Annotated in this window: 18 protein-coding genes and 2 rRNA genes; 7 read left to right on the top strand and 13 right to left on the bottom strand. The window is 59.0% G+C overall.

Annotated elements, in window-relative coordinates:
• Positions 1–2 precede the first annotated feature (2 nt).
• The 4 genes from ACM1ZW_RS09605 to ACM1ZW_RS09590 all read right to left on the bottom strand — a co-directional run bounded on the left by ACM1ZW_RS09605 (position 3) and on the right by ACM1ZW_RS09590 (position 6,929).
• A complete protein-coding gene (locus ACM1ZW_RS09605) occupies positions 3–1,538 on the bottom strand; it encodes an MFS transporter (RefSeq protein WP_414879217.1) in 1,536 nt (511 codons plus the stop codon).
• Between the two features lie 131 nt (positions 1,539–1,669).
• Complete coding sequence (locus ACM1ZW_RS09600; RefSeq protein ID WP_017335827.1) at positions 1,670–2,587, bottom strand: LysR family transcriptional regulator; 918 nt, start codon at positions 2,585–2,587, stop codon at positions 1,670–1,672.
• Positions 2,588–2,663: 76 nt separating this feature from the next.
• Positions 2,664–5,210, bottom strand: a complete 2,547-nt coding sequence (locus ACM1ZW_RS09595; protein WP_416740446.1) for an EAL domain-containing protein — start codon at positions 5,208–5,210, stop codon at positions 2,664–2,666.
• A 90-nt stretch (positions 5,211–5,300) separates the two neighbouring features.
• Positions 5,301–6,929, bottom strand: coding sequence for a methyl-accepting chemotaxis protein (locus tag ACM1ZW_RS09590; RefSeq protein ID WP_414879219.1), 1,629 nt, complete (start codon positions 6,927–6,929; stop codon positions 5,301–5,303).
• Positions 6,930–7,151: 222 nt separating this feature from the next.
• On the opposite strand from ACM1ZW_RS09590, the gene ACM1ZW_RS09585 reads away from it, so the two are divergent.
• Positions 7,152–7,514: a helix-turn-helix domain-containing protein gene (locus ACM1ZW_RS09585; RefSeq protein ID WP_238588308.1), complete on the top strand. Its 363-nt coding sequence runs from the start codon at positions 7,152–7,154 to the stop codon at positions 7,512–7,514.
• A 167-nt stretch (positions 7,515–7,681) separates the two neighbouring features.
• Here ACM1ZW_RS09585 and ACM1ZW_RS09580 read toward each other — a convergent pair whose 3' ends face one another.
• The 4 genes from ACM1ZW_RS09580 to ACM1ZW_RS09565 are packed head-to-tail and all read right to left on the bottom strand — an operon-like array spanning position 7,682 to position 11,366.
• Entirely contained in the window at positions 7,682–8,548 is an 867-nt protein-coding gene (locus tag ACM1ZW_RS09580) for an ABC transporter permease (RefSeq protein WP_414879220.1), read from the bottom strand.
• Between the two features lie 20 nt (positions 8,549–8,568).
• Positions 8,569–9,429 (bottom strand): ABC transporter ATP-binding protein, encoded by an 861-nt coding sequence (locus tag ACM1ZW_RS09575; RefSeq protein WP_414879221.1) that lies wholly within the window; start codon positions 9,427–9,429, stop codon positions 8,569–8,571.
• A 5-nt stretch (positions 9,430–9,434) separates the two neighbouring features.
• Entirely contained in the window at positions 9,435–10,460 is a 1,026-nt protein-coding gene (locus ACM1ZW_RS09570) for an ABC transporter substrate-binding protein (protein WP_017335821.1), read from the bottom strand.
• 18 nt (positions 10,461–10,478) lie between these two features.
• Entirely contained in the window at positions 10,479–11,366 is an 888-nt protein-coding gene (locus tag ACM1ZW_RS09565) for a TauD/TfdA dioxygenase family protein (RefSeq protein WP_416740445.1), read from the bottom strand.
• 230 nt (positions 11,367–11,596) lie between these two features.
• Between ACM1ZW_RS09565 and ACM1ZW_RS09560 the strand changes: the two genes are divergently transcribed.
• Positions 11,597–11,962 carry a hypothetical protein gene (locus ACM1ZW_RS09560; protein WP_017335819.1) on the top strand — a complete coding sequence of 122 codons (366 nt, stop codon included), beginning with the start codon at positions 11,597–11,599 and terminating at the stop codon, positions 11,960–11,962.
• A gap of 86 nt (positions 11,963–12,048) precedes the next feature.
• Here the strand turns inward: ACM1ZW_RS09560 and lapD are convergent, their stop codons facing one another.
• Positions 12,049–13,995 (bottom strand): cyclic di-GMP receptor LapD, encoded by a 1,947-nt coding sequence (lapD, locus tag ACM1ZW_RS09555; RefSeq protein ID WP_414879223.1) that lies wholly within the window; start codon positions 13,993–13,995, stop codon positions 12,049–12,051.
• Between the two features lie 14 nt (positions 13,996–14,009).
• A complete protein-coding gene (lapG, locus tag ACM1ZW_RS09550) occupies positions 14,010–14,702 on the bottom strand; it encodes a cysteine protease LapG (protein ID WP_416740444.1) in 693 nt (230 codons plus the stop codon).
• A gap of 197 nt (positions 14,703–14,899) precedes the next feature.
• On the opposite strand from lapG, the gene ACM1ZW_RS09545 reads away from it, so the two are divergent.
• From ACM1ZW_RS09545 to ACM1ZW_RS09525, 5 genes are all read left to right on the top strand, one after another.
• On the top strand, positions 14,900–15,610 hold the full coding sequence (locus ACM1ZW_RS09545; protein ID WP_017335816.1) for a GntR family transcriptional regulator: 711 nt from the start codon (positions 14,900–14,902) through the stop codon (positions 15,608–15,610).
• 638 nt (positions 15,611–16,248) lie between these two features.
• Positions 16,249–17,025 carry a DUF3050 domain-containing protein gene (locus ACM1ZW_RS09540; protein WP_017335815.1) on the top strand — a complete coding sequence of 259 codons (777 nt, stop codon included), beginning with the start codon at positions 16,249–16,251 and terminating at the stop codon, positions 17,023–17,025.
• Positions 17,022–17,951: a diiron oxygenase gene (locus tag ACM1ZW_RS09535; protein ID WP_017335814.1), complete on the top strand. Its 930-nt coding sequence runs from the start codon at positions 17,022–17,024 to the stop codon at positions 17,949–17,951. The genes ACM1ZW_RS09540 and ACM1ZW_RS09535 overlap by 4 nt, the downstream gene beginning before the upstream one ends.
• Positions 17,952–17,964: 13 nt before the next feature.
• Positions 17,965–21,381: an amino acid adenylation domain-containing protein gene (locus ACM1ZW_RS09530; RefSeq protein ID WP_416740443.1), complete on the top strand. Its 3,417-nt coding sequence runs from the start codon at positions 17,965–17,967 to the stop codon at positions 21,379–21,381.
• Positions 21,382–21,403: 22 nt separating this feature from the next.
• A complete protein-coding gene (locus ACM1ZW_RS09525; protein WP_017335812.1) occupies positions 21,404–21,871 on the top strand; it encodes an SRPBCC family protein in 468 nt (155 codons plus the stop codon).
• 135 nt (positions 21,872–22,006) lie between these two features.
• Here the strand turns inward: ACM1ZW_RS09525 and ACM1ZW_RS09520 are convergent, their stop codons facing one another.
• From ACM1ZW_RS09520 to rrf (ACM1ZW_RS09510), 3 genes are all read right to left on the bottom strand, one after another.
• Entirely contained in the window at positions 22,007–23,887 is a 1,881-nt protein-coding gene (locus ACM1ZW_RS09520) for a methyl-accepting chemotaxis protein (protein ID WP_017335811.1), read from the bottom strand.
• Positions 23,888–24,368: 481 nt separating this feature from the next.
• Positions 24,369–24,484: ribosomal RNA gene (gene rrf, locus ACM1ZW_RS09515) — 5S ribosomal RNA — on the bottom strand.
• 106 nt (positions 24,485–24,590) lie between these two features.
• A 5S ribosomal RNA gene (gene rrf / locus ACM1ZW_RS09510) occupies positions 24,591–24,706 on the bottom strand.
• Between the last annotated feature and the right edge of the window lie 86 nt (positions 24,707–24,792).

The following is a 24,792-nucleotide window of genomic DNA, read 5'->3' as shown; positions in this document are numbered from 1 at the left end:
ATTCAAGTCGGCGCACGCGGCGGATAGATCCGCGTCGGCAGCCAGAAAATCAGCAGGATCAGCGCCAGGGCGACGCCGCTCATGCACAGATAAAGATCCGAAGCCGTCAGCACCACCGCCTGTTCATGCAACCGATGGGCAAGGCCCACGCTGTCGCTGTCGGCCAGCGGCGAGTTGCCCAGGCGGTCCACCAACATGGTCGAATGAAAGTGCAGCCGCGACGTGGTCAGCGCGTCGATCATTCCCGTGGCGATCACCGCCGACAGGCCTTTCACGGTGTTGAACCAGGCCGACGCGAACGGCCCTTCCATCGGGCTGATGCTGCCGGTCGAGAGCATCAACAATGGCAACACCGCCATGGGCTGCCCGAAGATCTGCAGCAGTTGCAGGACGTAGAAATCGTCGCGAATCCACACCGACGTCAGCTGCGAACCCCCCATGCACGACAGCGCCAGCATGCTCAGGCCGATTCCCAGTACCCAGCGGCAATCGACCCAGCGCAGGTTGCACAGCGCCGCCACCAACGGCAGCGCAAGCAACTGTGGCAGGGCCGCCAGCAACATGATCGGCGCAGTCTGCACCGGGCGATAACCCTGAACCTGCGCGAGGTAACTGGACGGAATGATGATCACCGCCAGCAAGATCACCAGCACGCCGGCCAGGGTCAGCAAGGCGAACGACAGGTTGCGGATGCCGAGCATCTGCATCTTGAAAAACGGGATCGGCTGCGACCATTCGTTGACCAGGAACAGCACCAGCAATAGCAGCCCGCCCCCGAGCAAGCCGCAGATCAGGCTCGACTCGAACCAGTCCAGCCGGTTGCCCTGCAGGATGCCGATGACCAGCATGCCGATCGCCGGAAAACCCAATAACAACCCGCGCCAGTTGAATTGCTTGAAACGTTCCAGGCGCAACGGATCCTGAGGCAAGCCGTAGGCCACTGCGGCCATGGCGATCAGGCACGGCGCGATGATTTGCCAGAAGGTCCATTGCCAGCCGACATGCTCGGTCCACAGCCCGGCCAGCGGCGTGCCGAGCCCGGGGCCGAACGTCGCCGTCAGGGCATAACCGGCCAGGCCGTAGAGCTTCACGTTGGCCGGCAAGAAGCGCAGGGCGACGGTCATCAGCATCGGCGGCAATGCACCGCCTGCCAGGCCTTGCACAGTGCGCATCACCAGCAGGCTTTCGTAGTTAGGAGCGAAGGGGCACAGCACGCCCAACAAGGTGAACACGCTGATCGCACAGAGGGTGAAGCGCCGCAACGAGAACGTCACCGCACACCACGGTGCAAATGCCATCGCCGCCACCGAGGTCGCGGTGTAACTGGCCACCAGCCAGGTACCTTCGTCATAACCGATGGCCAATGCGCCGCGGATGTCGGCGAGGGCGACCTTGGTCACCATTTCGTTGAGGCCCGACACCAGCACCGCCAGCAACACGCCCACCAGACCGATGATGATCCGCGGGCCGAAGACCGGTGGCGTCATGGCGGAGTGGCTGGCCGCGGCGAGAGGTGCCGGGGCCGTCAGGGAAGTCATGGACTGCAAGCTCCGGGATTTGAATACCGAAGCATTTTAGGAAGCGTGGAAGCTGACGAAAATCAACTTATTGGCAGGTTATAAGTGCGCTCCACGCAACTGTCAGATCGAAGGCTGCGATCTTTCGATCTTCAAGGTTGCGCGGCCAGCCACGTCTCGTCGCAACAGGACTTGAGCGTTTCACGCATCCAGCGATGCGCCGGGTCTTTGTCGAAGCGCGGGTGCCAGGCCTGGGTCAGCATGAGGGTCGGCAACGGGATCGGCAGGGTAAACGAACGCAATTTCAGCCCCAGGCGTCGCACGCTCAGCAGCGCTTCCTTGGGCACCGGCAGAATCAGATCCGAATCAGGCAACGCAAACATCGCGGCATGGAAACTCGGCGCAATCACCGCCACCCGTCGTTCCAGGCCCAATGCGTTAAGCGCCGTATCAATCGGCCCGCGAGCGATGCCGCGACGAGACATGCTGATGTGAGAAAACCCGGCATAACGTTCGGCGGTGATCTCTTCATCAAACAACGGGTGATCGTCGCGCACCAGGCCGACAAAGTGCGTGGAGAACAGGGTCTGCACCTTCACTTCCGGCATTAGCGGCCGGTTGTTGCTGACGCTCAAATCGATGCGTCCCTCACGCAACGCTTCGTCATCCCCATCGCCCTCCGGGACAAAGCGCAGTTCGCAATGCGGCGCCTGGCGCTCCATCGTGTCGAAGAGCTTGCCGCCATACACGCCTACAAAGAAATCGTTGGCGCGAATGCTGAAGCGTCGACGCAAGCTGCCCAGCTCCACGTCGTCGGCAGATCGGAACAGCAGCGCGGCCTGCTCAACCAGATCCCGCACCTGCTCACGCAACGCCAGTGCCTTGGGCGTCGGCACCAGGCCACGACCGGCGCGCACCAGAATCGGATCGCCGATGGCTTCGCGAATGCGTGTGAGCGTGCGGCTCATGGCCGCCGGGCTGAGGTTCATCCGCCGCGCGGCACCCACCACGCTGCCTTCGTCGAGCAAAGCATCGAGGGCGACCAGAAGATTCATGTCCGGGAGTTGCATGCTGAACACTCGTGGCTGATCTGGATTGATTCAGACGCAATGCTAGCAGCTTGAATGAGCGCGCCGAAGGCCACCCTTATTCGCGATACGAGCGATCCTCAAGCCAAAACCTCAACCCCGATGCCGAGAGCGGCCTTGAAATAAGATAGCCCTGGCCGACGTGATAGCCCTGCGCCTGCAGGATGCGTTGCTGGCCCAGCGTTTCAATACCTTCGGCCACCACGCGTAATTTCAGGCTCTCACCAATACGGATTACCGCTTCGCTCAGGGCCTGACTAGTGATGTCATCTTCCAGGTCATGAACAAAGCTGCGATCGAGCTTGAGTTCCTGGATAGGAATTCGACGCAGATAGCTGAGGCTCGAATAACCCGTACCGAAGTCATCCATGGCCAGGCGGATCCCCAGGGCGTGCACCTCGTTGATCGTGGTCAGGGTGTCGGGATTGCTATCCATCAGGACGTTTTCGGTAATTTCCAGAGTCAGGTCGGAAGTGGTCAGTTGCTGCTCGGCGAGGATCCCGGTCAGAATCCCGGGCAATCCCCGATTATGGAAATTGGTGGGCGACAGATTGACGGATATGGCGGGCACCTCAAGCCCTTCGCGACGCCAGGTGGCCAGTTGGCGGCAGGCTTCACGCAGGGCCCATTGGCCAAGCTCGACAATCAAGCCGCACTCCTCGGCGAGTGGAATAAAGCAGCCGGGCGAGATATCGCCCAATTGTGGATGCCTCCAGCGAGCCAAGGCCTCCACGCCGTAAAGATCATTACCCTGCAGATTGATTTGCGGCTGATAGACCAGGTGCAACAGATGTTGATCAATGGCTTCACGCAATGCGGCCTCAAGGTTCAAGCGTGCGCGCGCCAACTGATCAAGACCTTGGCTGAAGAAGCTGACACACCCACGCCCGCTGGTCTTGGCTTGATACATGGCCATGTCGGCGCGATGCAGCAAGGTCTCCATGGAACGGCCATCGTCAGGAAACAGGCTGACACCGATGCTTGCCGAAGGTTTGAGCGTCACACCCGCAATCTCGCAGGGCGCGCACAGTTCATACCTCAAATGCTCGATCACTACCTGCGCCTGCGCCAGTGCGCACTGGGGCAACACCACGACAAACTCATCCCCCGATAACCTGCTCACGATGTCGACGTTGCGCCGACACTTGCCCAGGCGCCGGGCGATCATTCGCAGAAACTCATCACCGGCCGGATGCCCCAGCGAGTCATTGACCTGCTTGAAACGGTCCAGGTCAATAAACAGGACGGTGAGCGGCGTGTCGTCGCGTGAGGCTTCGGCGATGGCCTGGTCCGCGCGGGCGTTAAGCAGGTTGCGGTTGGGCAGACCGGTCAAGTCGTCATAAAAAGCCAGTTGACGGATATGCGCACGTGATTCCTCGCGCTCAAGGGCCAATGCACACAAGTAAATACTGGCGCTGATCAATTGCTGATGCAGCAACGAAGGCTCACGGGGCTCGTGATAGTAAAACGCAAAAGTACCTAACACCCGGCCCGAGCTGGATTTGATCGGCGTCGACCAACAGGCCCTGAGGCCCAAGGGCAACGCCAAATCACGAAAACGGACCCAGAACGGATGACTGGCAATGTCACGGACCATCACCGCCGTGCCGCTGAACGCAGCTGCGCCGCAAGAGCCGACGCCCGGTCCGATTGCCACATCATCCAACGCCGCACAGTAGCTGGCCGGCAGGTCGGGAGCCGCCAGGGTACGCAACCGCCCGCTATCGTCGACGCTCAAAATCGAGGCGACCACTTCCGGCGCTACCCTCTGGACCTCATTGCATACCAGGCCCATCAACGACTCAATCGACTCCTCCTGCACCATCGCCTCAAGCATCTTGTGACGCAGGATCTCCGGCATTCGAGAGTGAGTGACGTCGATCATCACGCTGACGGTATTGACCAGGTTACCGTGCTCGTCACAGACCGGGTAAATCGTGACATCGCACCAAACCCGGCGCCCCTCGCGCAGGTAGCCGACAGCCTGCGAGTGGTAGACCTCGCCACGCATTACCTGCCCGTTGATGGCGGCAATGGTCTGCGGATCAAAATCCGGCGCGATCACGCTATCGAGCGTGCGTCCGCGGACCTGATCGAGGTCGTACCCGAACATCCGGGTGAATCCACCGTTGGCGTACACCATGCTCCATTGAGCGTCGGTGATGATGATGGCGTTTTCCGTGGTATCGACCACCAGCGACAGCAGTTGCAGGCGTTCGTGCTCCTTGTGTTGACGGGTTATGTCCTTGACGACTGCAACATAGAACAGCTGCCCTGAAGCGTTGACTCTGGAGATGGACATGGCTCCCCAGCGGTGATCACCGTCCGGCCGTTCAATCAATACGTCTCGACTGCTACCGACAATCCTGTTGATGCCGCTCCGTCTGTTGGCGTCAATGTAACTGTCGTGATCAGCCCGGATCATGTCCGGCACCAGCAAGCGGACGTTCTGTCCGAGCACCTGATCGCGGTCATTGCCCCATAGGCTCTCTGCGGCATCATTGAACAAAATGACCCGATTCTGGCTGTCGATGACCACAACGCTATCAATGGATTGCGCGAGTGCCTGGGTAAAGATGGGTGAAAAATCCTGAACATCCGACATGCCGATGACTCACTGATAACGCTTTAACGTACAAGGCTCCATGCTGCGTCAGGTTTGCCGAGCCAACCGGTCTTCCAGAATTCCCCGGCGTCAGGTCTTGAAGTGCCGCACCATCGAGCTCAGTTCGGAGGCCAGGCGAGACAATTCGCTGCTGGCCAAACTCGTCTGATGCGCGCCGTCAGCTGCATGGGTCGACAATTCACGAATATTCAACAGATTGCGATCCACTTCATGGGCAACCTTGGCCTGCTCCTCGGTGGCGCTGGCGATCACCAGGTTGCGTTCGGTGATCTCGTGCACTGCGGCAAAGATCGCCTCAAGCGCCTGACCGGCAGCTTCCGTCGCCTGCAACGAACTACTGGCCCTCAAGGTACTGGCGTCCATGGCGTTGACGGCCTGGTGAGTGCCACTCTGGATTCCGGCGATCATCTGTTCGATTTCCCGGGTCGACTCCTGAGTGCGATAAGCCAGGGTCCGCACCTCGTCTGCGACTACTGCAAACCCGCGCCCCGCTTCACCGGCTCGCGCAGCTTCAATAGCGGCATTGAGCGCCAGCAAATTGGTCTGGTCAGAAATACTGCGAATCACCTCCAGTACCTTGCCGATGTCGCGAGTCTGGGTGGCCAGATCCTGTACCAAGGCGGAGCTGGTGCTGATCTCCCGGCTCATGGCATCCACCTCCTCAAGCGTGGTTTGCACCTGCCGGCGACTTTGGCCCGCCAATTGATTGGTCGCGTTGGAGGCCTCTGATGTGGACACTGCGTTTCTCGCGACTTCTTCGACTGCCGCCGTCATCTCGGTGACGGCGGTGACCGCTTGTTCGAGCTCGTTGTGCTGCTGATTCAGGCCGTGATTGCTTTCCACCGTGACCCGGCTCAATTGCTCGGCAGAACTGGCTAATTGATGGGCGTAATGGCTGATCTGCTCGATGGTCTGACGCTGGCTGATCTGCATCTGCTGCAACCCCAAAAATAGCTGGCCGATCTCATTGCTCGACTGCACATCGATCGGATGTCGCAAATCCCCCGAGGCGATTTCCTCGAAATGCTGCCTTGCCTCGCGCAGTGGGCGCAGCACGCGGCTGGCGATAAACCACCAGCAACCGGCCACCAGTAACCCGGCGATCACAAACAGAATCACCGCCTGAGCCTGGGCCATGCTGTAGCGGGAATGGGCTTGATCCATGATTGCGGCGGTTTGCACATCGAGCTGCTTTTCGAAGCCGACCAAAGCCATGTCAAACCGGTCGTTAGCCGTCCGCGCCTTGAGATTGACCTCAATGTAACGCGCTTCCGATCCTTGGCTCAGCGCCTGCATCTGCTCCTCCAGGGTATCGCGATACACCGCAAAAGCCTGCTGCAACTCATCGCTCTGAAGGGTCGAACCGCTGCTCTTCTCTTGCGCAGCAAACGTGTCGAAGTAATCGATGGCTTCCTGAAACAGGGTCGTCGCCCGCTGCAGACTGGCCTGGGCCTTGACGGTATCGCCCGTGCGCGTTTCAAGGAATGCCCCCGCCATGCCCACCCGGGAACGCAATAGACGCAAGTAGGCCAGGTGCACCCGACTGTTCTGGGTCACCCCGACCTGATGCAGGTCTTGGATCTGCTCATCGCTGCTCAGCGCGCTGCGCCAACTGGTCAACGATGAAACCAGTAATGCACAGACGAACAATGCAAGCACCCAGAACATACCCGTTCGGATTTTCAGATGAGTCAGCATTTTGGACAGTTCTCAGTTGTACGGGCGGTCACCAGCCAAAAAGCCAGCATCAAATTACACCACATCCTATAGGGGCAATTTGATATGAATCAAACAAACAATGACGTAATACATCAATACCTTCGTCGTATAACATCATTCGCTTGAACGTAGTAAGTGCGCAAAATGTCACATAACTACGGAAAATTGACGCTGGAGGTCAAAATCATGAAGGAGCGCACAGTGACAGATCATGTGGGTGCCGCAATCGCAGCCCGCCGTAAAGCAAAGGGCCTGACTCAGGCTCATATTGCCGAAGCTATCGGCGTGGAAAAAGAGACGGTCAGCCGCATGGAAAATGGCGTGATTTCCCTGACCCTGACACGCCTGCAGCAAATGTCGGAAGTGCTCGATTGCTCGCTTAGCGATCTGGTGCGCACCAACGCCCATGACTCCCACAGCCAGTCCCAGAACATCAATGAGCTGATTCAGAGCCTGCCGGTCGGTGAGCGAGTGTTGGTGGTTAATTTCGTTGCTGAAATCGTCAAGGTGTTGAAATCCAGAGAGCCGGTTCAACACTATGATTCGAGCGCTGGCCGACGATAGAGACCCGCCAGGAGATCGGCTCCCTGGTGCGGCTCTATCACCGGTGGCGCCATTGACTCCTTGAATGAGTCACTTCACTCCGAGGTTTCTTCGATACGAAGTTCTTCCTGGTCATGCTGTTCAATGCTTGATGAGCCGTGAATAAAATAAGGGTGAGATGGACGCACCTAACGCTGCATCCCCCACCGCTTCACCGTCACCCGCTCCAGCGAATCAAACACCAGATTCTCTACCAGCAACCCAATCAAGATCACCACCGCCAACCCGGCAAACACCTTGTCGGTGTAAAGCTCATTACGATTCTGAAAGATGTACCAACCCAAACCACCCTTGCCACTGGTCGCACCAAACACCAGCTCAGCAGCGATCAGCGTGCGCCAGGCGAACGCCCAGCCGATTTTCAGCCCGGCGAGAATCGACGGCAACGCTGCCGGTATCAGGATGAACAGCACGAAGCGCATGCCCTTCAAACCGTAATTGCGCCCGGCCATGCGCAGGGTTTCCGAGACGCCGAGAAACCCGGCGTAGGTGTTCAACGCCAACGCCCACAGCACCGAATGCACCAGCACGAAAATCAGGCTGTTCTGCCCCAGCCCGAACCACAACAGCGCCAGCGGCAACAGCGCAATGGCCGGCAGCGGGTTGAACATCGACGTCAGCGTGCTCAGCAAATCGCGCCCGAACTGCGTCGACACCGCCAGCGTGGTCAGGGCAAACGCCAGGACGATGCCGATCAGGTAACCCTTGAGCAACACCACCAGCGAAATCCACACCTTGCCCAGCAATTCGCCGCTGAGCAGGCCGTCATACAACGCACTGGCGGTTTGCAAAAAACTCGGCAGCAGCAGGTCATTGTTCTGGATGCGCGCAACCACTTCCCACAGCACCGCCAGCAGAACCAGGATCAGGCTTTTGCGAATCCAGCCTTGTTGCCACAGGCGTTGGCCAAGGGGCAACTCACGCTCCAGCGGTACACTGGTCAGCGGCTGCAAAACGGTTTCAAATTCTTCACGCGCAGATGATAACTGGCTCATCGGGCACTCCTCTCAATGGCTCAGTAAGCGATGCGAATATCGGAAAAATCCAGCTCGCGCGCGGTTTCCGGCGACTGGCCTTCATCGAACAACAACCGATGAATCCGTCGCGCCGACGCCTGAAAATCCACGCCACCGAGGCTGTGCAAATCGTATTGATGGCTGTGGACTTGCGCCCGGACCCGGCCGGGATGCGGCGACAGCAACAGGATGCGATTGCCCACCACCAGTGCTTCTTCGATGGAGTGCGTGACGAACAGCAGGGTGAAGCGCACCTCTTCCCAGAGCAGCAGCAATTCTTCCTGCATCTTGCGGCGGGTCAGCGCATCGAGCGCGGCGAAGGGTTCGTCCATCAGGAGGATTTTCGGCTGCATCGCCAACGCCCGGGCAATCGCCACGCGCGCCTTCATGCCGCCGGACAAGGTGTGCGGATACGCATCGGCGAACGCGGCCAGCCCAACCTTGTCGAGATAATGCAGCGCCCGTTCTTCGGCCTCTTTGCGCTTGAGGGTTTTCGACGCCAACAGTGGAAACATCACGTTCTGTTTGACGGTTTTCCACGGCGGCAGTTGATCGAACTCCTGGAACACCACGATCCGGTCCGGCCCCGGCGCGTTGACCGTTTGCCCTTGCAGACGAATCTCGCCTTCAACGGGCTGGATGAACCCGGCAACCGCCTTGAGCAAGGTCGACTTGCCGCAACCGGACGGCCCGAGCAGCACAAAGCGGTCCGCCGGATCGATGTCAAAACTGACTTGATGGGTCGCTCGAACCACACGCTGTGGCGTGCGGTATTCAAGGCTGACGTTGTCGACCGACAGCAACGCCTGGGCTGTGGCGTTCGGTTTGCTGACCGTGTGGTCTTGCAAAGGGGCATTCATGACGATCAGCTCCCTTGCAGCGGTTTGGCGTCCTGGAAGAAGTAATCCTTCCACGAATCCGGTTTGTTTTTAATCGCGCCGACGCGGTACAGGAACTCGGCCAGTGGATACGTATTTTTCGGCGTGACGCTGAATTCGAACTGCGGGTTGTCGATGATTTTCAGCAACGCAGCCCGATCGATTTTCGCCTTGGTCACACGGATGTACGTATCGGCGGCGGCGCCTTTATCGTTCTGGGCAAACTGCGCGGCTTCGGTCAGCGCCTCAACGAACGCCTTGTAGGTTTTCGGGTTCTCGTTGCGGAATTTCTCGGTGGCGAACAGCACTGTCGGCGAGTTCGGGCCGAGCAGGTCATAAGTGTTCAGCACCACATGCACGTTCGGGTTGGCCAGCGCCTGATCCTGGAACGGCGGGTTGGAAAAGTGCCCGGTCAGCTCGGTGCCGCCGGCAATCAGCGCCGCCGTGGCATCGGGGTGCGGAACAGCGATGGTGTACTTGTCGAGGCGATTGAATTCCTTGTCGCCCCACTGCTTGGCGGCCGCGTATTGCAGGAAGCGCGACTGCACCGACACGCCCACCGCCGGCACCGCGATGCGGTCCTGCTCAGTGAAGTCGGCGATGGTTTTGACCTTGGGATTGTTGCTTACCAGGTAGTACGGGAAGTTGCCGAGGGAAGCCACGGCCTTGACGTTCTGCTTGCCGTGGGTGCGATCCCAGATGGTCAGCAGCGGACCGACGCCCGCGCCGGCAATGTCGATGGAGCCGGAAAGCAACGCATCGTTGACCGCCGCGCCGCCAGACAGCTGAGTCCAGTCGACCTTGATGTCGATGCCTTCCTGCTTGCCGTATTTTTCGATCAGGTTCTGATCGCGCACCACGTTGAGCAATAGATAAACGATGCCGAACTGCTCGGCAATGCGGATTTCACCTTCGGCGTGGGCCACGGTCGGCGCCACCAGACTGCCGGCGATGAGGCTGAAACCCAGGCCGATGGCCGCAGCCAGCGGTGCAAAGGGAAGACGTTTGGACATGATTCAATCTCCGACAAATCAGAAAGGCGCGTCGCCCTGAATGGTGGTGCGATACAACTTGCGGCGCAGATGACTCGGGCATCCGGCGGCGAGGTGAATCAGCGAGCGGTTGTCCCAGAACACCAGGTCGTGGGGCTGCCATTGATGGCGGTAGATGTTGTGCGGCAGTACGCTGTGGGCGTAGAGCTCGTCGAGCAGTTGCTTGCTCTCGTCGTCCGGCAAACCAACGATGCGGGTGGTGAAACCCTCGCTGACGAACAACGCCTTGCGACCGTTTTCCGGATGCGTGCGTACGATCGGGTGGACGACTTCGGCGACCTGAGCCAGCTGCTCCGGCGTCAGCGTCGGGCGCCAATTGCCTTCGAATTTGGTTTCGCTGTAGCGCGCGGTGTACGAGTGAGCCGCCGAGCGACCTTCGACCGCTTTGCGCAGTGCGTCGGGCAGGTTTTCCCAGGCTTTATGCATGTCCGAAAACAAGGTGTCGCCGCCTTCGGACGGCAACTCCCGGGCGTGCAGCATCGAGCCCAGGCTGGGCAGTTCTTTATAGGACAGGTCGGAGTGCCAGAACTTGCCGGCGTCGCCGAGACCGATGGATTGGCCGTTCTCGATGATGTTGGAAACGATGAGGATTTCCGGGTGCCCGGCCAGCAGGAACTGCTTGAGCACATGGATCTGCAACACGCCGAAGCGGCGGCTGAAGTCGATTTGCTGTTCGGGGGTAATGCGTTGATCGCGGAACACCACGACATGATGATCAAGGTGCGCGCGGTGGATGCGGGCGAAGTCCTGATCATTGACCGGGCGAGACAAGTCGAGGCCGATGATTTCGGCACCGACGGCGCCACTGAACGGACGAATGTCGAAAATTTGCGGCGCGATGCTTTGAGTTGCAGAGACGACAGACATAAATCACTCCCACGCACGGCGCGCTCAAGGGCGCGCGCGTCGATCAGAAACTCACGGAGATCCCGTGTTGGTTTGTGTCGTGCGGCGCGCCGATTGGTCGGCAGGTACGCAGGAGGCTGACTTTATAGGTATAAGAACGCGAATTTAAATACCATTAGCGAATAACCATATGGCTGATTTCGCCTATGCTGCTGACAGGATGAAGCCGCTCAACGCTTGAGGGACGCTCAATGCTCTACGTGCAACGCAATGCAGATGGCCAACTGATGCGCGTGGAAGCCGAGGCCTATGCCGAGTCCACCGAAAGCCTGCCCGCCGATCACCCGGATCTTCAGGCCTGGTTCGCCCGCGAAGTCGTGGCGATCAATCACAAGCAACTGCAGCAAATCAAACAACTCAAGCAGTTGAGGCAGAGCGACCTGGACATGATCCGGGTACTGGACGACCTGATCCAGGTGCTGACTGATAAGGGCGTAATGCGCATCACCGACCTGCCGGCCGCTGCACAGGCCAAACTCATGGGCCGTTCCCAGGCCCGGGAGGAGTTGGGTGGGTTGAGTAATCTAGTGGATGAGGATGATTCGGGGTTGATCTAGCCCTCGCTGTCTTCATTGCCTGAACTGACGCTATCGCACAGGCTTGCCCGCGTTAGCGTCGGTTCAGGCAAAGCAACTTCAGGACCTTAATCCCAAGGCTTGGGCTCCCCAAACAACCGCCCCTGCACGCCATAAACCCCCATCTCGCGAATCACCGACAACTCCCCTTCGGTCTCCACCCGTTCGGCAATCAACGGCAGATCAATGCTGTGCGCCGCCCGCTGAATCGCCTCGATAAACAGACGCTTGTCGCTCTCCTGATCAATCGCGCGGATGTAAACACCGTCGATCTTCAGATACGCCAACCCGAGCCGGGCCAGGTTGCCGATCATGCTGAAACGGCCACCAAAATGTTGCAGGCTCAACGAGAAGCCGATTTCTCGCAGGCGTCGCGTCAGGTCTTCCAGCTTCGCTTGCTCCGGCAGTTGCTCCTCGCCGATCTCCAGGGTCAGCCGCGGCCCCAGACTGGAGTGCGCGCGCAACATATCCAGGACTTTGCCCAGCGCCTGCGGATTGTTCAGCGTCGCCGAAGACAGGTTCAGCGCCAGCGACGCTTCGTGGTCAACCATTTGTTCGAGCACTCGCTCCAGCATCAGGCGATCCAGCCGCGCAGCCCAGCCGAAACGCTCGAGCCACGGCAGGAACCGACCGGCAGGAATCGCCTGGCCCTGCTCGTCAATCAGGCGCGAAAGCACTTTGTAATGCAGCACCAGTGTCGTGTCCTGGCTCGCCACCACCGGCTGGAAATACAGTTCGAACCGCCGCTGATTCAGCGCCTCATCGAGCAAGCGGTGCCAGGCATGATGAGCATCGCCAAGGCTCGCCGCAGCCGTGTGATCCAGGCAGACCCACCTCGAATCACCCTGGCCTTCAGCCTGTGCCAACGCCTGATCCGCCAGTCCGAGCACTGCTTGCGGTGAGTCGCCATACATAAACGGCGCCAGCCCGATGTACGCCACAGCGGCCACATCGGTGGCGCCGGTCGCGTGCAGGCTCGCCAGGGCATTGTCGAGGTTTTGCGCCAGTTGCAACGCTTCGGCGTGCAACAGCCCCGGCGCCAGCACGGCGAATTCGCCACCGCGAATCCGCGTGACGAGGTTCAGTGTCTCCGGATACCTGGCGCACTCACGGGACAGCTGCTCGCTGACCGCGATCAGTAAATCATCCGTGTGTTGGCCGCCGAGACGCTGATTCAACCCAGCGAGGTCCCTGACCCGCAGCAACAACAAATAGCCTGAACTGGCCTTTTCCGGATTGCTCACCTGGGCATTCAATTGCATTTCGAAATAGCGCCGGTTAGCCAACCCGGTCAACGTGTCCTGATAGGACTCCTCGCGCAATTTTTCACTGCGCTCGGCCTGTTCCTGAAACAACGCCTTGAGCTTCTCGACCATCTGGTTCATGGCCTGTACCACGCGACGCAATTCAGGCGTACGCGGCAGATTGGGCAGGCTGAGGAATTCCCGGCGGGCGATGGCGTGGGATTGCTGGACCATGTAATCCAGCGGCTTCAGTTGCCGGCGCAGCAGCAACGCACCCAGCACCGCACTCACCGCGCCGCACAGCAGCAGCCAGCCGAGGCTGCCCAAGGCGCTCTGCCAGAGTTTGGCCAACGCGAACATCGGGTGGCTGACCACTTCGACCCGCGCCGCCTGCTCCCAGCCACGGCTGACAATCGCATCGCCGCCCGCGGGCTCCAGACCGATCAGCTTGACGAACCAGTCCGGCACGTTGGTCACCGCCGGAATCCCGCTGCGCTCGACCAGGGTTTTGTCGTTGGACAAATCGACAACACGGATGCTCGCGTAATAACCGCTGTCGAAAATCGAGCTGACCAGCAGCTCGACCATCGCCGGGTCGTCGATGTTCGGGGTCAACGACAGCGCCAGCGCCGTCGCGGCGTCCTGCGCGTGGGAGCGCAACTGGTTGACGTACTGGGTGCGCGAGCTCTCGAGGCTGACCATGAAGCTGCCGGTGAAGGCGACCACCAGGAACAGACAGATTGCGATCAACAGCTGTTTGAACAAAGACATCTGAGCGCGTGCTCCTAGTTAATCGTCTCGATCGGAAAACCTTCCGCCTGCATTTTCTTCAACACATCCTGCCAACGGGACAACCGTTTGGTGTCACCTACTTTTTTATTGCCCTTGGCACCGGGCAACCACAGCCCTTCGGCATTGAAAGCGTAGACCGGCAGCAGATCGGTTCGTTGGCTGGCGGGCTTGATCGCATCGATCAGGCTGTCGAGCACCAACGGCATGGCGTCGGGGCTGGCGTAGTAAGTCAGCACCATGTGCGCGCGGTTCAGGCTCACGGCCTTGACGTAGGTAATGCGGAGCTTGTCGCTGGACACGCCAAGGCGGCGCAGGCTGAAATACTTGGCGATGGCGTAGTCTTCGCAGTCACCGGCACCTTTCCACAAGGCTTCGATCGGGGTTTCCCAATAGTCGACCTCGTGCCACAGGTCGATGTCCTCTTCGTAGCGCATCTGTTTATTGAAGAACAGGTTAACCACGTTGAGCTGCTCCAGCTCGCTGATCTGCTTCTGCGTGGCCAGCAAATGCTGCCAGGCATCAATGCGTTGCTGCCCTGCGCCCAATGGCCCGTACAATGCCTGCGCCCGGCGGCTGACCAGGGAAAAATCCCAGTCGGCATGCAGACCGCCCGGCATGACGCCGGCCAGCAGCAACGCGCAGCATAGCCAGCGCAACGTCCAGGGGATCGCGAAACGTACCGCCAATGGGAGGCATCCAGGTAGGCAGGTGGAATCGATTGATGGTGAAGGTTAGCCGGTTAAAAGACAATGGCACGGTGAGATCACCGGAGCGGGCTAAACTTGGGGTGTGAGCTGTTTAGTCTGCGTGTTTGACAACCTGTCAGGCAGTCACTAGTGTCCTCTTGGATCCAAATTCTTTCAGTCATTCAGGGTGTGTAGTAGTGCCACAGAAGCCCAACCCTCTCAGCAGCATCAAGGTCAACGGTCCGATTCCCGCTCATCTGGCACGCTCGGTCATCGAAGAAACCCTGCGCGCCGCCATTCTCGACGGCCGTATTCCTTGCGGCACAGCCCTTCGTCAGCAAGACCTGGCCGACCTGTTCGGGGTCAGTCGCATGCCGGTCCGTGAAGCCTTGCGCCAGCTCGAAGCGCAAGCGCTGCTTAATGTGATCGCCCATAAAGGTGCGGTGGTCGCGCCATTGGTTCAGGGCGACGCCGTCGAAACCTATGCGCTGCGGATCCTGCTGGAGTCCGAAGCCCTGCGCCTGTCGATCCCGTTGCTCACCCATGAAGACTTTGAACAGGCGGCCCGCTACATCGATGAACTGGAAACGGAGCACGACTACACCGAAATTGGCCGGCTCAACCGTCTGTTTCACATGGCGATGTACAGCAAGGCGCCTAATCGCCGGCTCTTGAAACTGGTCGAAGACGGGTTGAACGAAGAGGAACGCTTCCTGCGCTTCAACCTGGAAGCCATGGGCCTGGGCAAACTGTCCCAGGAAGATCACCGTGCGCTGTTGCGCGCAGTGGAAGACCGCGACGTCGAACGCGCGGTGAAGCTGCTCGAACAACACCTCAACCGGGGCGTCGAGGTCATCACGAACTACCTCAACAGCCCCGAAGCACAAAGCAGAAAAACCTCGAAATAAATCATACCGGCTATCGGAGCGAGCAGATCAACCTGCTCGCCTGCGCTGGCCGCACCTGCGTGTCCGTTACCCCAAGCCAGACAATTGCATCGACCGTATGACGCGTCGGCGATAGCGGCTGCCTTGATTTACGCTCACTCTTGGCGTGCCAACCAGTAATAAACGGGTGACGCATCGCATCAGCGGTGCAGTCCCCGCATCAAGAACCTACGGAAGGAGTCTTGCAACGGGAAAGGAAGCATCGGCATCCCGGCCAACTTCCACCCCTCAAATCACACTAACGATCACCCTTGGAAAGTTGCTTCGAGTGAGGCATTCACTCTTTACTTCAATTTCGACTTACATAAGCCGGAAGGAGCAACTACGCCCAAATAAAACTTTAATCAAAAGTCTTATTGGAACTTGTCGCGCCAGGAAAAGTTAAACTTGCAAATAGTATAAAAATAACTTGCCCGGAACTTTGCTCGTGTATTAGCGTTTCTTCGCGACCACTGGACACTGGCCGCAGCACCAAAGCCACACTACTTGTATGCAACTAATAACGATCAATTCATTTGAGGTACATGCTCGCCATCAGAACATTCAAAACGCCGTCAATTACTGATCACACTTCATTCCGGATCACTTATAGGCTCGCCATGAAATCGACTAAAGACCGTCTTAATCAGAAGAAAGCAGAACTGAGTGCGCATCCGATTTTTTCTGAAATACATTCGCTTTCGGTACTCCAACGCTTCATGGAATCCCATGTTTTTGCGGTGTGGGATTTCATGTCGCTGACCAAGCGCCTGCAACAGGAACTGACCTGCATCCAGTTGCCCTGGCTGCCGCCAAGAGATCCGCAGGCTGCCCGACTGATCAACGAAATTGTGCTGGGCGAAGAGTCCGATGATCGTCCGGCCCACGGTCATTACAGCCACTTCGAGTTGTACCTGGATGCGATGCGTGAAGTGGGCGCCAGCACCGTCGCCATCGAACGCTTCGTGGCGCTGCAACAAGAGGGCGTGAGTTACGACGTGGCGCTGCAAAGCGTGGACATCGACCCGGCCGCTGCGCAATTCGTGCGCCACACCTTGCACACCGCACTGCATGCGCCCGGCCACAGCGTGGCGGCGGCGTTTCTGCACGGGCGCGAGAGCGTTATTCCGCAAATGTTCCAGCGCATTCTCGACGATTGGGGTATCGGTTTTGAACAGGCGCCGACCTTCCGTTACTACCTGGAGCGGCACATTGAAGTCGATTCCGAGGACCACGGCCCGGCGGCGGAAAAACTCCTCGCGCGGCTGGTCAACGGCGATCCGCAACGGGAAGAAGACGTCTACGCCAGCGCTCTGGCGGCCGTTGAAAGTCGCATCGCCCTGTGGGACGGCCTGCGCCTGAGCATGAGCGAACCGGTGGCGGAGGTGAACGCATGAACGCCGCCGACTACCAATCCTTCGCCGACGCCTGGGAAAGCCGCGCGACCATCCGCACCCGCCCGCGCCGCGTGCTGGAGAACGACGAAAAGCTGATCTACCCGCTGAGTCGTCAACCGCTGGTGTTGAGCGAAACCTTTCTGCGCGAATGCCCCGAACAACGGGATTTCGCCCTGGTGCAGACGCTCTACAAATTCATCAACGACGTGGTGATTTTCGAAACCGAGATCGTCGACAAAACCGCGCGCAGCATCGCCAAGAACCGCTTCGCCGTGACCTTTCCGTTCGCCTGTCGTTACGACGCCATGACCGTCGTGGTGGACGAGGATTACCACGCGCTGGTGGCGATGGATTTCATGCAGCAAACCGTCGCCATGACCGGGATCACACCGATCGGGCTGCCGGATGAAATCGAGCTGAGCCGGGCGATTCCGGCGGCTGTTGCACTGGCACCGGAGCATTTGCGCAGCGCCGTGGAATTGATCTGCGTAGCCATCGCGGAGAACACCGTGACAGGCGACGTGGCGGCATTCGCCAAGGACAACACGGTCAAGCAATCGATCAAGGGATTGATGGCCGATCATTTGCTCGACGAGGGCCGTCATTCCGGATTCTGGGCGCGGTTGGTGCGCATTTACTGGCACACCGCAAGCGAAGACGACCGTCAGTGCATCGCTCAGCTTCTGCCGGTGTTCATCGGCCATTACCTGACCAACGACATCCAGAAATCATTCGACTTGCGCCTGATCGAGTCCTTGCAAATCAGCGATGCCACGCGCCGCGCACTCAAGAGCGAAGTGTCGGGGCTGGCCTTCCCGATCAACCGCCATCACCCGCTGGTCGCCAACATCGTGCGGTTTTTCCACAGCAGTTCGCTGCTCGATTCGCCGTGTGTTCAAGAAGCCCTGAGCGACTACCTGGTTTAACGAGGAGCACATCATGAGACGTCTCGACATTCTGCTCATTGGCCACAGCCAGGCCCTGACCGACCTGGCGCTGGAGCTTGAACAACACGGTCATTCACTGACGCGGCTGACGGCCCTCGACCCGCCGCCGTCGGACAACGCTGACTTACTGATCGACGATGCCAGCCTGTCGTTCCAGCCGTTGGGCGATGTACCTCGACTGACGTTGCGCCTGGGTGTCGGAGTTCGTGGGGATTCAGGTTTACCGCCGCTGGACCTGCTGTGCCTGTACGGTTCGACGCTGCTCACCCGCGTGCCGATTGCCGACGAACCTTCGGGCAATGGCCAGGCGTTGCGTCTGCGAGCGGTGGCGCAGCTGGTGGACCATGTCGCTTTGCTGGTCAGCCGTTTCTCCCGGGATGCCGACTATTTTCTGCTCGTCGAACCGGTGACGCCCGTTCAGTTCGAGCAGGTGGAAAGTCTGCTTTTTTTAGAACACCTGGCCTTCGTCCACCGCCTCAACGCAACCGCTAACCCCGGTGTGCTGCAACGCGCTCAGGTGCCGATGATCGAGCGCCTTGAGCAGCGCTTCATCGATTCCGCCGAACGGCCAGCGCTGAGCATTGCCGGCACGTTCCTCAGCTATCGCCAACTGCATGCTCACAGCCGTGCCATCGCGCAGCGATTGCAACCATTGCTCGAACAGCACGACAAGCCGTTGGTGGTGGGCATCTGCCTGCCGAAATGCAGCGCGTTGTATGCGGGGATTCTGGCGATTCTCGGCAGCGGCGCGGTGTACCTGCCGCTGGAACCGAGCCACCCGTTGCAGCGCCAGCAGTACATTTTGTCGAATGCTGGCGCCGTGCTGTTGCTGCACGACGGACAGCACCCGCTCGCCTCCGAGATGCCCAGCCTGGACATCAGCGCAATCGACATCGAGCACGTGGATGTCGATCAACCGTTGATGCGCCAGCGCCCGGACCTCGACGCGCCGTGCATGGCGCTCTACACCTCGGGCACTACCGGTCATCCCAAGGGCGTGTTGCTCAGCCAGGCCAACCTGGCCCACTTCACCGCGTGGTATGCCGACTATGTGCAACTGACTGAACAGAGCCGCGTATTGCAGTTTTCGTCACTGAGCTTCGACTCGTCGCTGATCGATATTTTCCCGACGTTGCTCCAAGGCGCCGAGCTGATCGTACCCAACGACGATCAACGCCGTGACCCGCTGCAACTGGTCGAACTGATCCGCCACCAACAGTTGAGCCATGCGTTTTTGCCACCGGCCTTGCTGAGCATTCTGCCGCTGGATCAATTGCAGGTGCTGAACCACGTGATGACTGGTGGCGATGTCTGCGAACCCTGTGTCATCGAGCAACTCACCCGCCAGGGCAATCTCTACAACCTCTATGGCCCGACCGAAGCCACGGTGCTGATCACCGCGCGGCAACTGCGCGTCGATGACAGCAATCGCACACTCGGCGCGCCGATCGCCAACAGTCAGGTGCTGATTCTCGACGAGGATTTTCAACCGGTGCCCGAACAGACCGTCGGCGAGTTGTACATCATCGGACCGGGCGTTTGCCTGGGATACCTGAACAACCCGCAACAGACCGCCGAACGTTACCTGAACCTGAGCTTGCCGAACGGTGAGAGTCTGCGCGCCTATCGCACCGGCGACATGGCGAAGTGGACCGGTGCAGGCATCGAGCTGTGCGGACGCCGGGACAATCAGGTCAAGATTCGCGGCTTTAGGGTCGAGCCGGAAGAGATCGAACGCTGCCTGCGTGACAGTCAGCTGTACCGCCAGGTGGCGGTGGTGATCGACAGCCAGCGGCGGATCCTCGCCTTCCTCGCCCAGCCTCAGGAAAATCAAACCGGTGCCGCGCGAGAAGCACTGAAGGCACACGCTACCCGGTTTCTGCCGGACTACATGCAGCCCACCGCCTGGACCGAATTGACGAGCATGCCGTTCGCCAGCAACGGCAAGGTTGACCGCAAAGCGCTGTTGGAACTACCCGTCAGCATGACGGAAAACCCGTCGCGCCGTTTGCCCGCCAACGCCGATGAAGCGTTGCTGCTGGAGATCTGGGCCGAGCTGCTGGAGCTGCCGGCCAGCGATATTTCCACTGACGAAAGCTTCTTCAATCTGGGCGGTCACTCGATCCTGTTGTCGCGCATGCTATTGCGACTGCGTGAAGAGTTCGGGCGCAGCATTTCGATCAACCGCTTCATCGAACTGCCCACCGTAACGAAACTCGCGACGTTGGTACGCGGCTCCGGCACCGAAGAAGTGCTGAGCGAGCAGGCCATGGCGGATGCGTTCCGCGAGCTGGATGTACAGCCGTTACCGGTCAGCCGCATGGGCGATGTGCACAAGGTGATCGTCACCGGCGCCAACAGTTTTGTCGGCGTGCACATCGTCGAGGCGTTGCTGGCCTGGGGGGCCAGCGAAGTGGCTTGTCTGGTACGCGATGGTGACGGGCAATCGGCGGCCGAGCGCTTTGCTCATGCACTGCGCGAGAACCGTCTGGAGCATCTGGATCTGAACCGGGTGCGGGTCTACGCGGCGGACATCACACAGCCCTCACTCGGGCTCGCCGTGGAGGTTTACGAGCACCTGGATCGCGAGTTCGGCGCACTTGTTCACAACGCCGCCAACGTCAATCACGTGCTCGATTACGAGTCGCTGGCGCGGGACAACGTCGAGCCGATTTTCGAGTGCTTGCGCTTGTGCGAAGGGCGCAGCAAAAAGATCTTCAATTTCGTGTCGACATTGTCTGCGTCGAGCACGATTTCCGATGACGGTCGGGTGCTTGAACTGCCCGCCGCGCAGACCCCGCCGATCTACATCAAGAACGGCTACAACCTGTCGAAGTGGGTCGGTGAGCGCATCCTCGAACGAGCGCGGGAGCGTGGGGTCCGGGTCAATGTGTATCGCCCCGGCAACATCAGTTTCAACAGCCTCACGGGTGTCTGCCAGCCACACAAAAATCGATTGATGCTGATGCTCAAAGGCTCGATCCAGCTTGGTCAGGTGCCAGAGTTCGCGTTGAATTTCGACCTGATGCCGGTGGATTTTCTCGCCCGTTTCATCGCGTTCCACGCCAGTCGTTATTCAGCGGAAAAAGCGGTGTTCAACCTGCACAACCCCGAACCCTTGAGTTGGGACGATTACGTCGCGTCCTTCCGTGAAGCGGGGCGGGAATTTTCCATGGTCAGCGTGGCCGACTGGCAGCAGCAACTGGGCCGGGTCGACAGCGACAACGCGCTGTTCGGCGTACTCGGTTTCTACCTCAACGGCTTCGAGGAAGACATCGGCGACATCTCGATGATCGGCCACGACAACGCCCAGGCCGGTGTGCGGCAGATGGGTGCGCACTACCCGGAAAAGTCCCCGGCACTGCTGCGCCGCGGCTGCGACTACCTCAAGGAAATCAACTTCATCTGATTCACCCAACCGGAGCAAAACCATGAAGACCCTGCAACCCGATACCCTGATCAAAAACCCTCAAGGCTGCCACGTCGTGTCGTCGGTGGATGTGCCGGCAGAGGCCCTGAAAGTCTGGGCAGTGGTCGGCAATTTTGCCGGCTTCGATCGCTTCATCCCGGCGTTGTCGCACATCGAGATGACCGGCGAAGGCGTATCGTCCCTGCGCAAGAAATTCTTTAAGGATGGCAACCTGGTGGTCGAGCAACTCAACTCGCGGGATGACCAGGCTCAGAGCATGACCTGGACCACGATTTACAACACGCTGGGCGTGGCTAATTTGTGGGCGGCGATGACGGTTGAAGCGCTCGGTGAAGGCAAGTCCCGGGCGACCTGGACCATCATTGCTGAACCGGCTGAGGGTGGCGATGAGGCACTGCCGGGGTTCAAGGATTTTGTGCAGGGATTTGCTGATAATGCGATGAGTAATGTGTTGAAACTGTTTGTTTAAAGCTTCAGCTTGGTGGTAATTGAGCCATCGCAATCGCGGGCAAGCCCGCTCTCACAGTATCGCGGCTGGACACAATTTTGTGTGCGCCAAAAATCCTGTGGGAGCGGGCTTGCCCGCGATTGAACGATAACGCGGTCAGATCCTGAAGCTATCAACCAACTGCTTCAATCGGTTCGCCTGCAACGACAACGCATCGCAATCCTTCAACGTTTCATTGAGGTTGGCCACGCTCTGCTGGTTCAGCAAATTGATCTGGTTGACGTCAACGTTGAGGGTCTCCACCACCGCCGTCTGCTCTTCCGTCGCGGCGGCCACCGATTGGTTCATACCGTCAATTTCGCCAATACGCTTCGTCACGCTGACCAGGCGCAAGCCCGCCTGGTTCGCCACTTCGACGCTCTCTTCGCTGGAGACCTGGCTGGCGTTCATGGTGGTCACCGCTTCGCGCGAGCCGATCTGCAGCGACGTGATCATCTTGTGAATCTCCTCGGCCGACTCTTGCGTGCGATGGGCCAGGTTGCGCACCTCGTCCGCCACCACCGCAAAACCACGCCCGGCTTCACCAGCGCGAGCCGCTTCAATGGCCGCGTTGAGGGCGAGCAAGTTGGTCTGCTGGGAGATGCCTTTGATCACATCGAGAATGTGCCCGATGTTGTCGGTGCTCGCGTTGAGGGTTTCGATCTGCGTGCAGGACAGGCTGATTTTCTGCGACAGCTCGGTCATGGCCAGAATGGTTTTTTCCACCACAAGACGACCGTCATCCGCCTGCTCACTCGCGCCGCTGGCGTGCTGCGAGGCATCAGCAGCGTTGCGAGCGATTTCCTGGGTGGCGGCACCCAATTGGTTGATCGCCGCCGCCACGCTGTTGGTGCGAGCACTTTGCTCGTCAGAGCCAACGATCGAGGCGTTGGACGAGGCCATGACCCGTTGCGACAGGTCATGGACCTGGCGAGTGGCCGACGACACTTCGGAAATCGACGCGTGAATCCGCTCCACGAACTGGTTGAAAGAACTCCCCAGTTCGCCGAATTCATCTTTGCTTTCCACGGACAGACGACGGGTCAGGTCGCCTTCGCCCTGGGCGATGTCCTGCATCGCGCGGCCCATGGTAGTCAGCGGACGCATCAGCACGTTGATCAGCAGGCTCAGCAGCACTGCGATCACAGCCACGGCGATGAACATCGCGATCAATGCCGAGGTTCGGAATTGGCTCAATGGTGCGTAGGCCTTGTCCTTATCGATCGACAGACCGATGTACCACGCCGCATTCGGTAAACCGTTGACCGGGGTGAACGAGAGGATGCGTTCCTGGTTGTTCAGGGTGACTTGCTGATTACCCTTCTCGATGCGCAGGCTTGTATTAGGGTAGATGTCCTTCAGGTTTTTCATGACCTGGTCTTTGTCCGGGCTGACGATCACCTGCCCGTCGGCACTGACCAGAAACGCATGGCCAACGCCGCCGAAGTCCACCGAGTTGATGATCTTCACCAGGGTTTCCAGGCTCAGGTCACCGCCGACCACGCCGAGCAGTTCGCCGTTCTTTTTTACCGGCATGGCGATGGTCACGACCAGGCCACCGACGGCGGCCATGTAAGGCGGAGTCAGCATGGTTTTGTCAGCGACAACGGCTTGCTTGTACCACGGCCGCTGACGCGGATCGTAGCCGTCCGGCATCTTCGCGTCCGGGCGCTGGGTGAACACGCCATTGGTCTGGCCGACGTACGTGAACTGAAAGTTCGAGGTGAAGGCCGGCTGATCAACCAGACCCGGCAGATCGGCATTGGCGCCTTGATGAGCGACGTTCTGTGCGAGATTTTCCAGCACCAGCACGCGGCCGCTCATCCAGTTCTGCACGCTGCTGGCGGTCAGGTCGCCGGCCTGTTGAACAGAGGACTCGAGGTTTTGCCGAATGGTATTTCGCTGCAGATAGTCGTTGTACAAAGTGAACAACGCAAAGGCCAGTACCACGACGCCGGAGGCGGCCAGCAGGATTTTATGGCTGAACTTGAGATTCATTTCATGGGACTTCTTATGCAGAAAGTGGGGATGCGGTCCGGGTTGCAACATTCCATGTGCAGCTCAAGTGGCTTCTATGGCCGCTCTACTTTGGTGCACGCATGTCTCATCAGTCTGTCGGCACAAACGGGTTAAATCTTAGGGATATGTACAAAATGACCGGCATTTCCGTCAGATACCCGCCGAACGGCGTGCTAGAGCGCCTCAGTAACATTTTCGCGATGACGGTTGTTCGAGCGGCGGTTGCAAACTTCCCAGCCCTTGATAAAAATGCGACTAATTATCATTTGTGGCGTCCGGGCTGTCGCGTTCATACATCGAGTACTCGAAGTCGATGATCAGCACCTTGAGCACGCCAATAGACGTGATCGAGAACAAGGGCTGGCTTTTTGGTTTCGTTGAGACGGCCTATCGGGCTTTCAGCAAGCCTGAAACGACAAAACCCCTGTCTGCGTTAACAGACAGGGGTTTCGGAATTCAATCTTGACGATGACCTACTCTCACATGGGGAAACCCCACACTACCATCGGCGATGCATCGTTTCACTGCTGAGTTCGGGATGGGATCAGGTGGTTCCAATGCTCTATGGTCGTCAAGAAATTCTGTGACCAGCCCGTTACGCGGTAACGTGCCAGCAAAATTGGTGACTTCTACTAAAACAAAACCCCTACCTGCATACGCAGATAGGGGTTTCGGAATTTAATCTTGACGATGACCTACTCTCACATGGGGAAACCCCACACTACCATCGGCGATGCATCGTTTCACTGCTGAGTTCGGGATGGGATCAGGTGGTTCCAATGCTCTATGGTCGTCAAGAAATTCGGTAGCCAGGTCGTGGGCCTTTGCAGGTTCACGCTCCAGCGAATGGGTATGCGATAGTTTGTGTGTTTGTTTCTCGAACT

It is taken from the genome of Pseudomonas sp. NFX71, assembly GCF_048079215.1.
In the GTDB taxonomy this organism is placed as follows: domain Bacteria; phylum Pseudomonadota; class Gammaproteobacteria; order Pseudomonadales; family Pseudomonadaceae; genus Aquipseudomonas; species Aquipseudomonas fluorescens_B.
The sequence above is the reverse complement of the archived record's forward strand: the minus strand, read 5'-3'. Positions and strand labels throughout refer to the sequence as shown.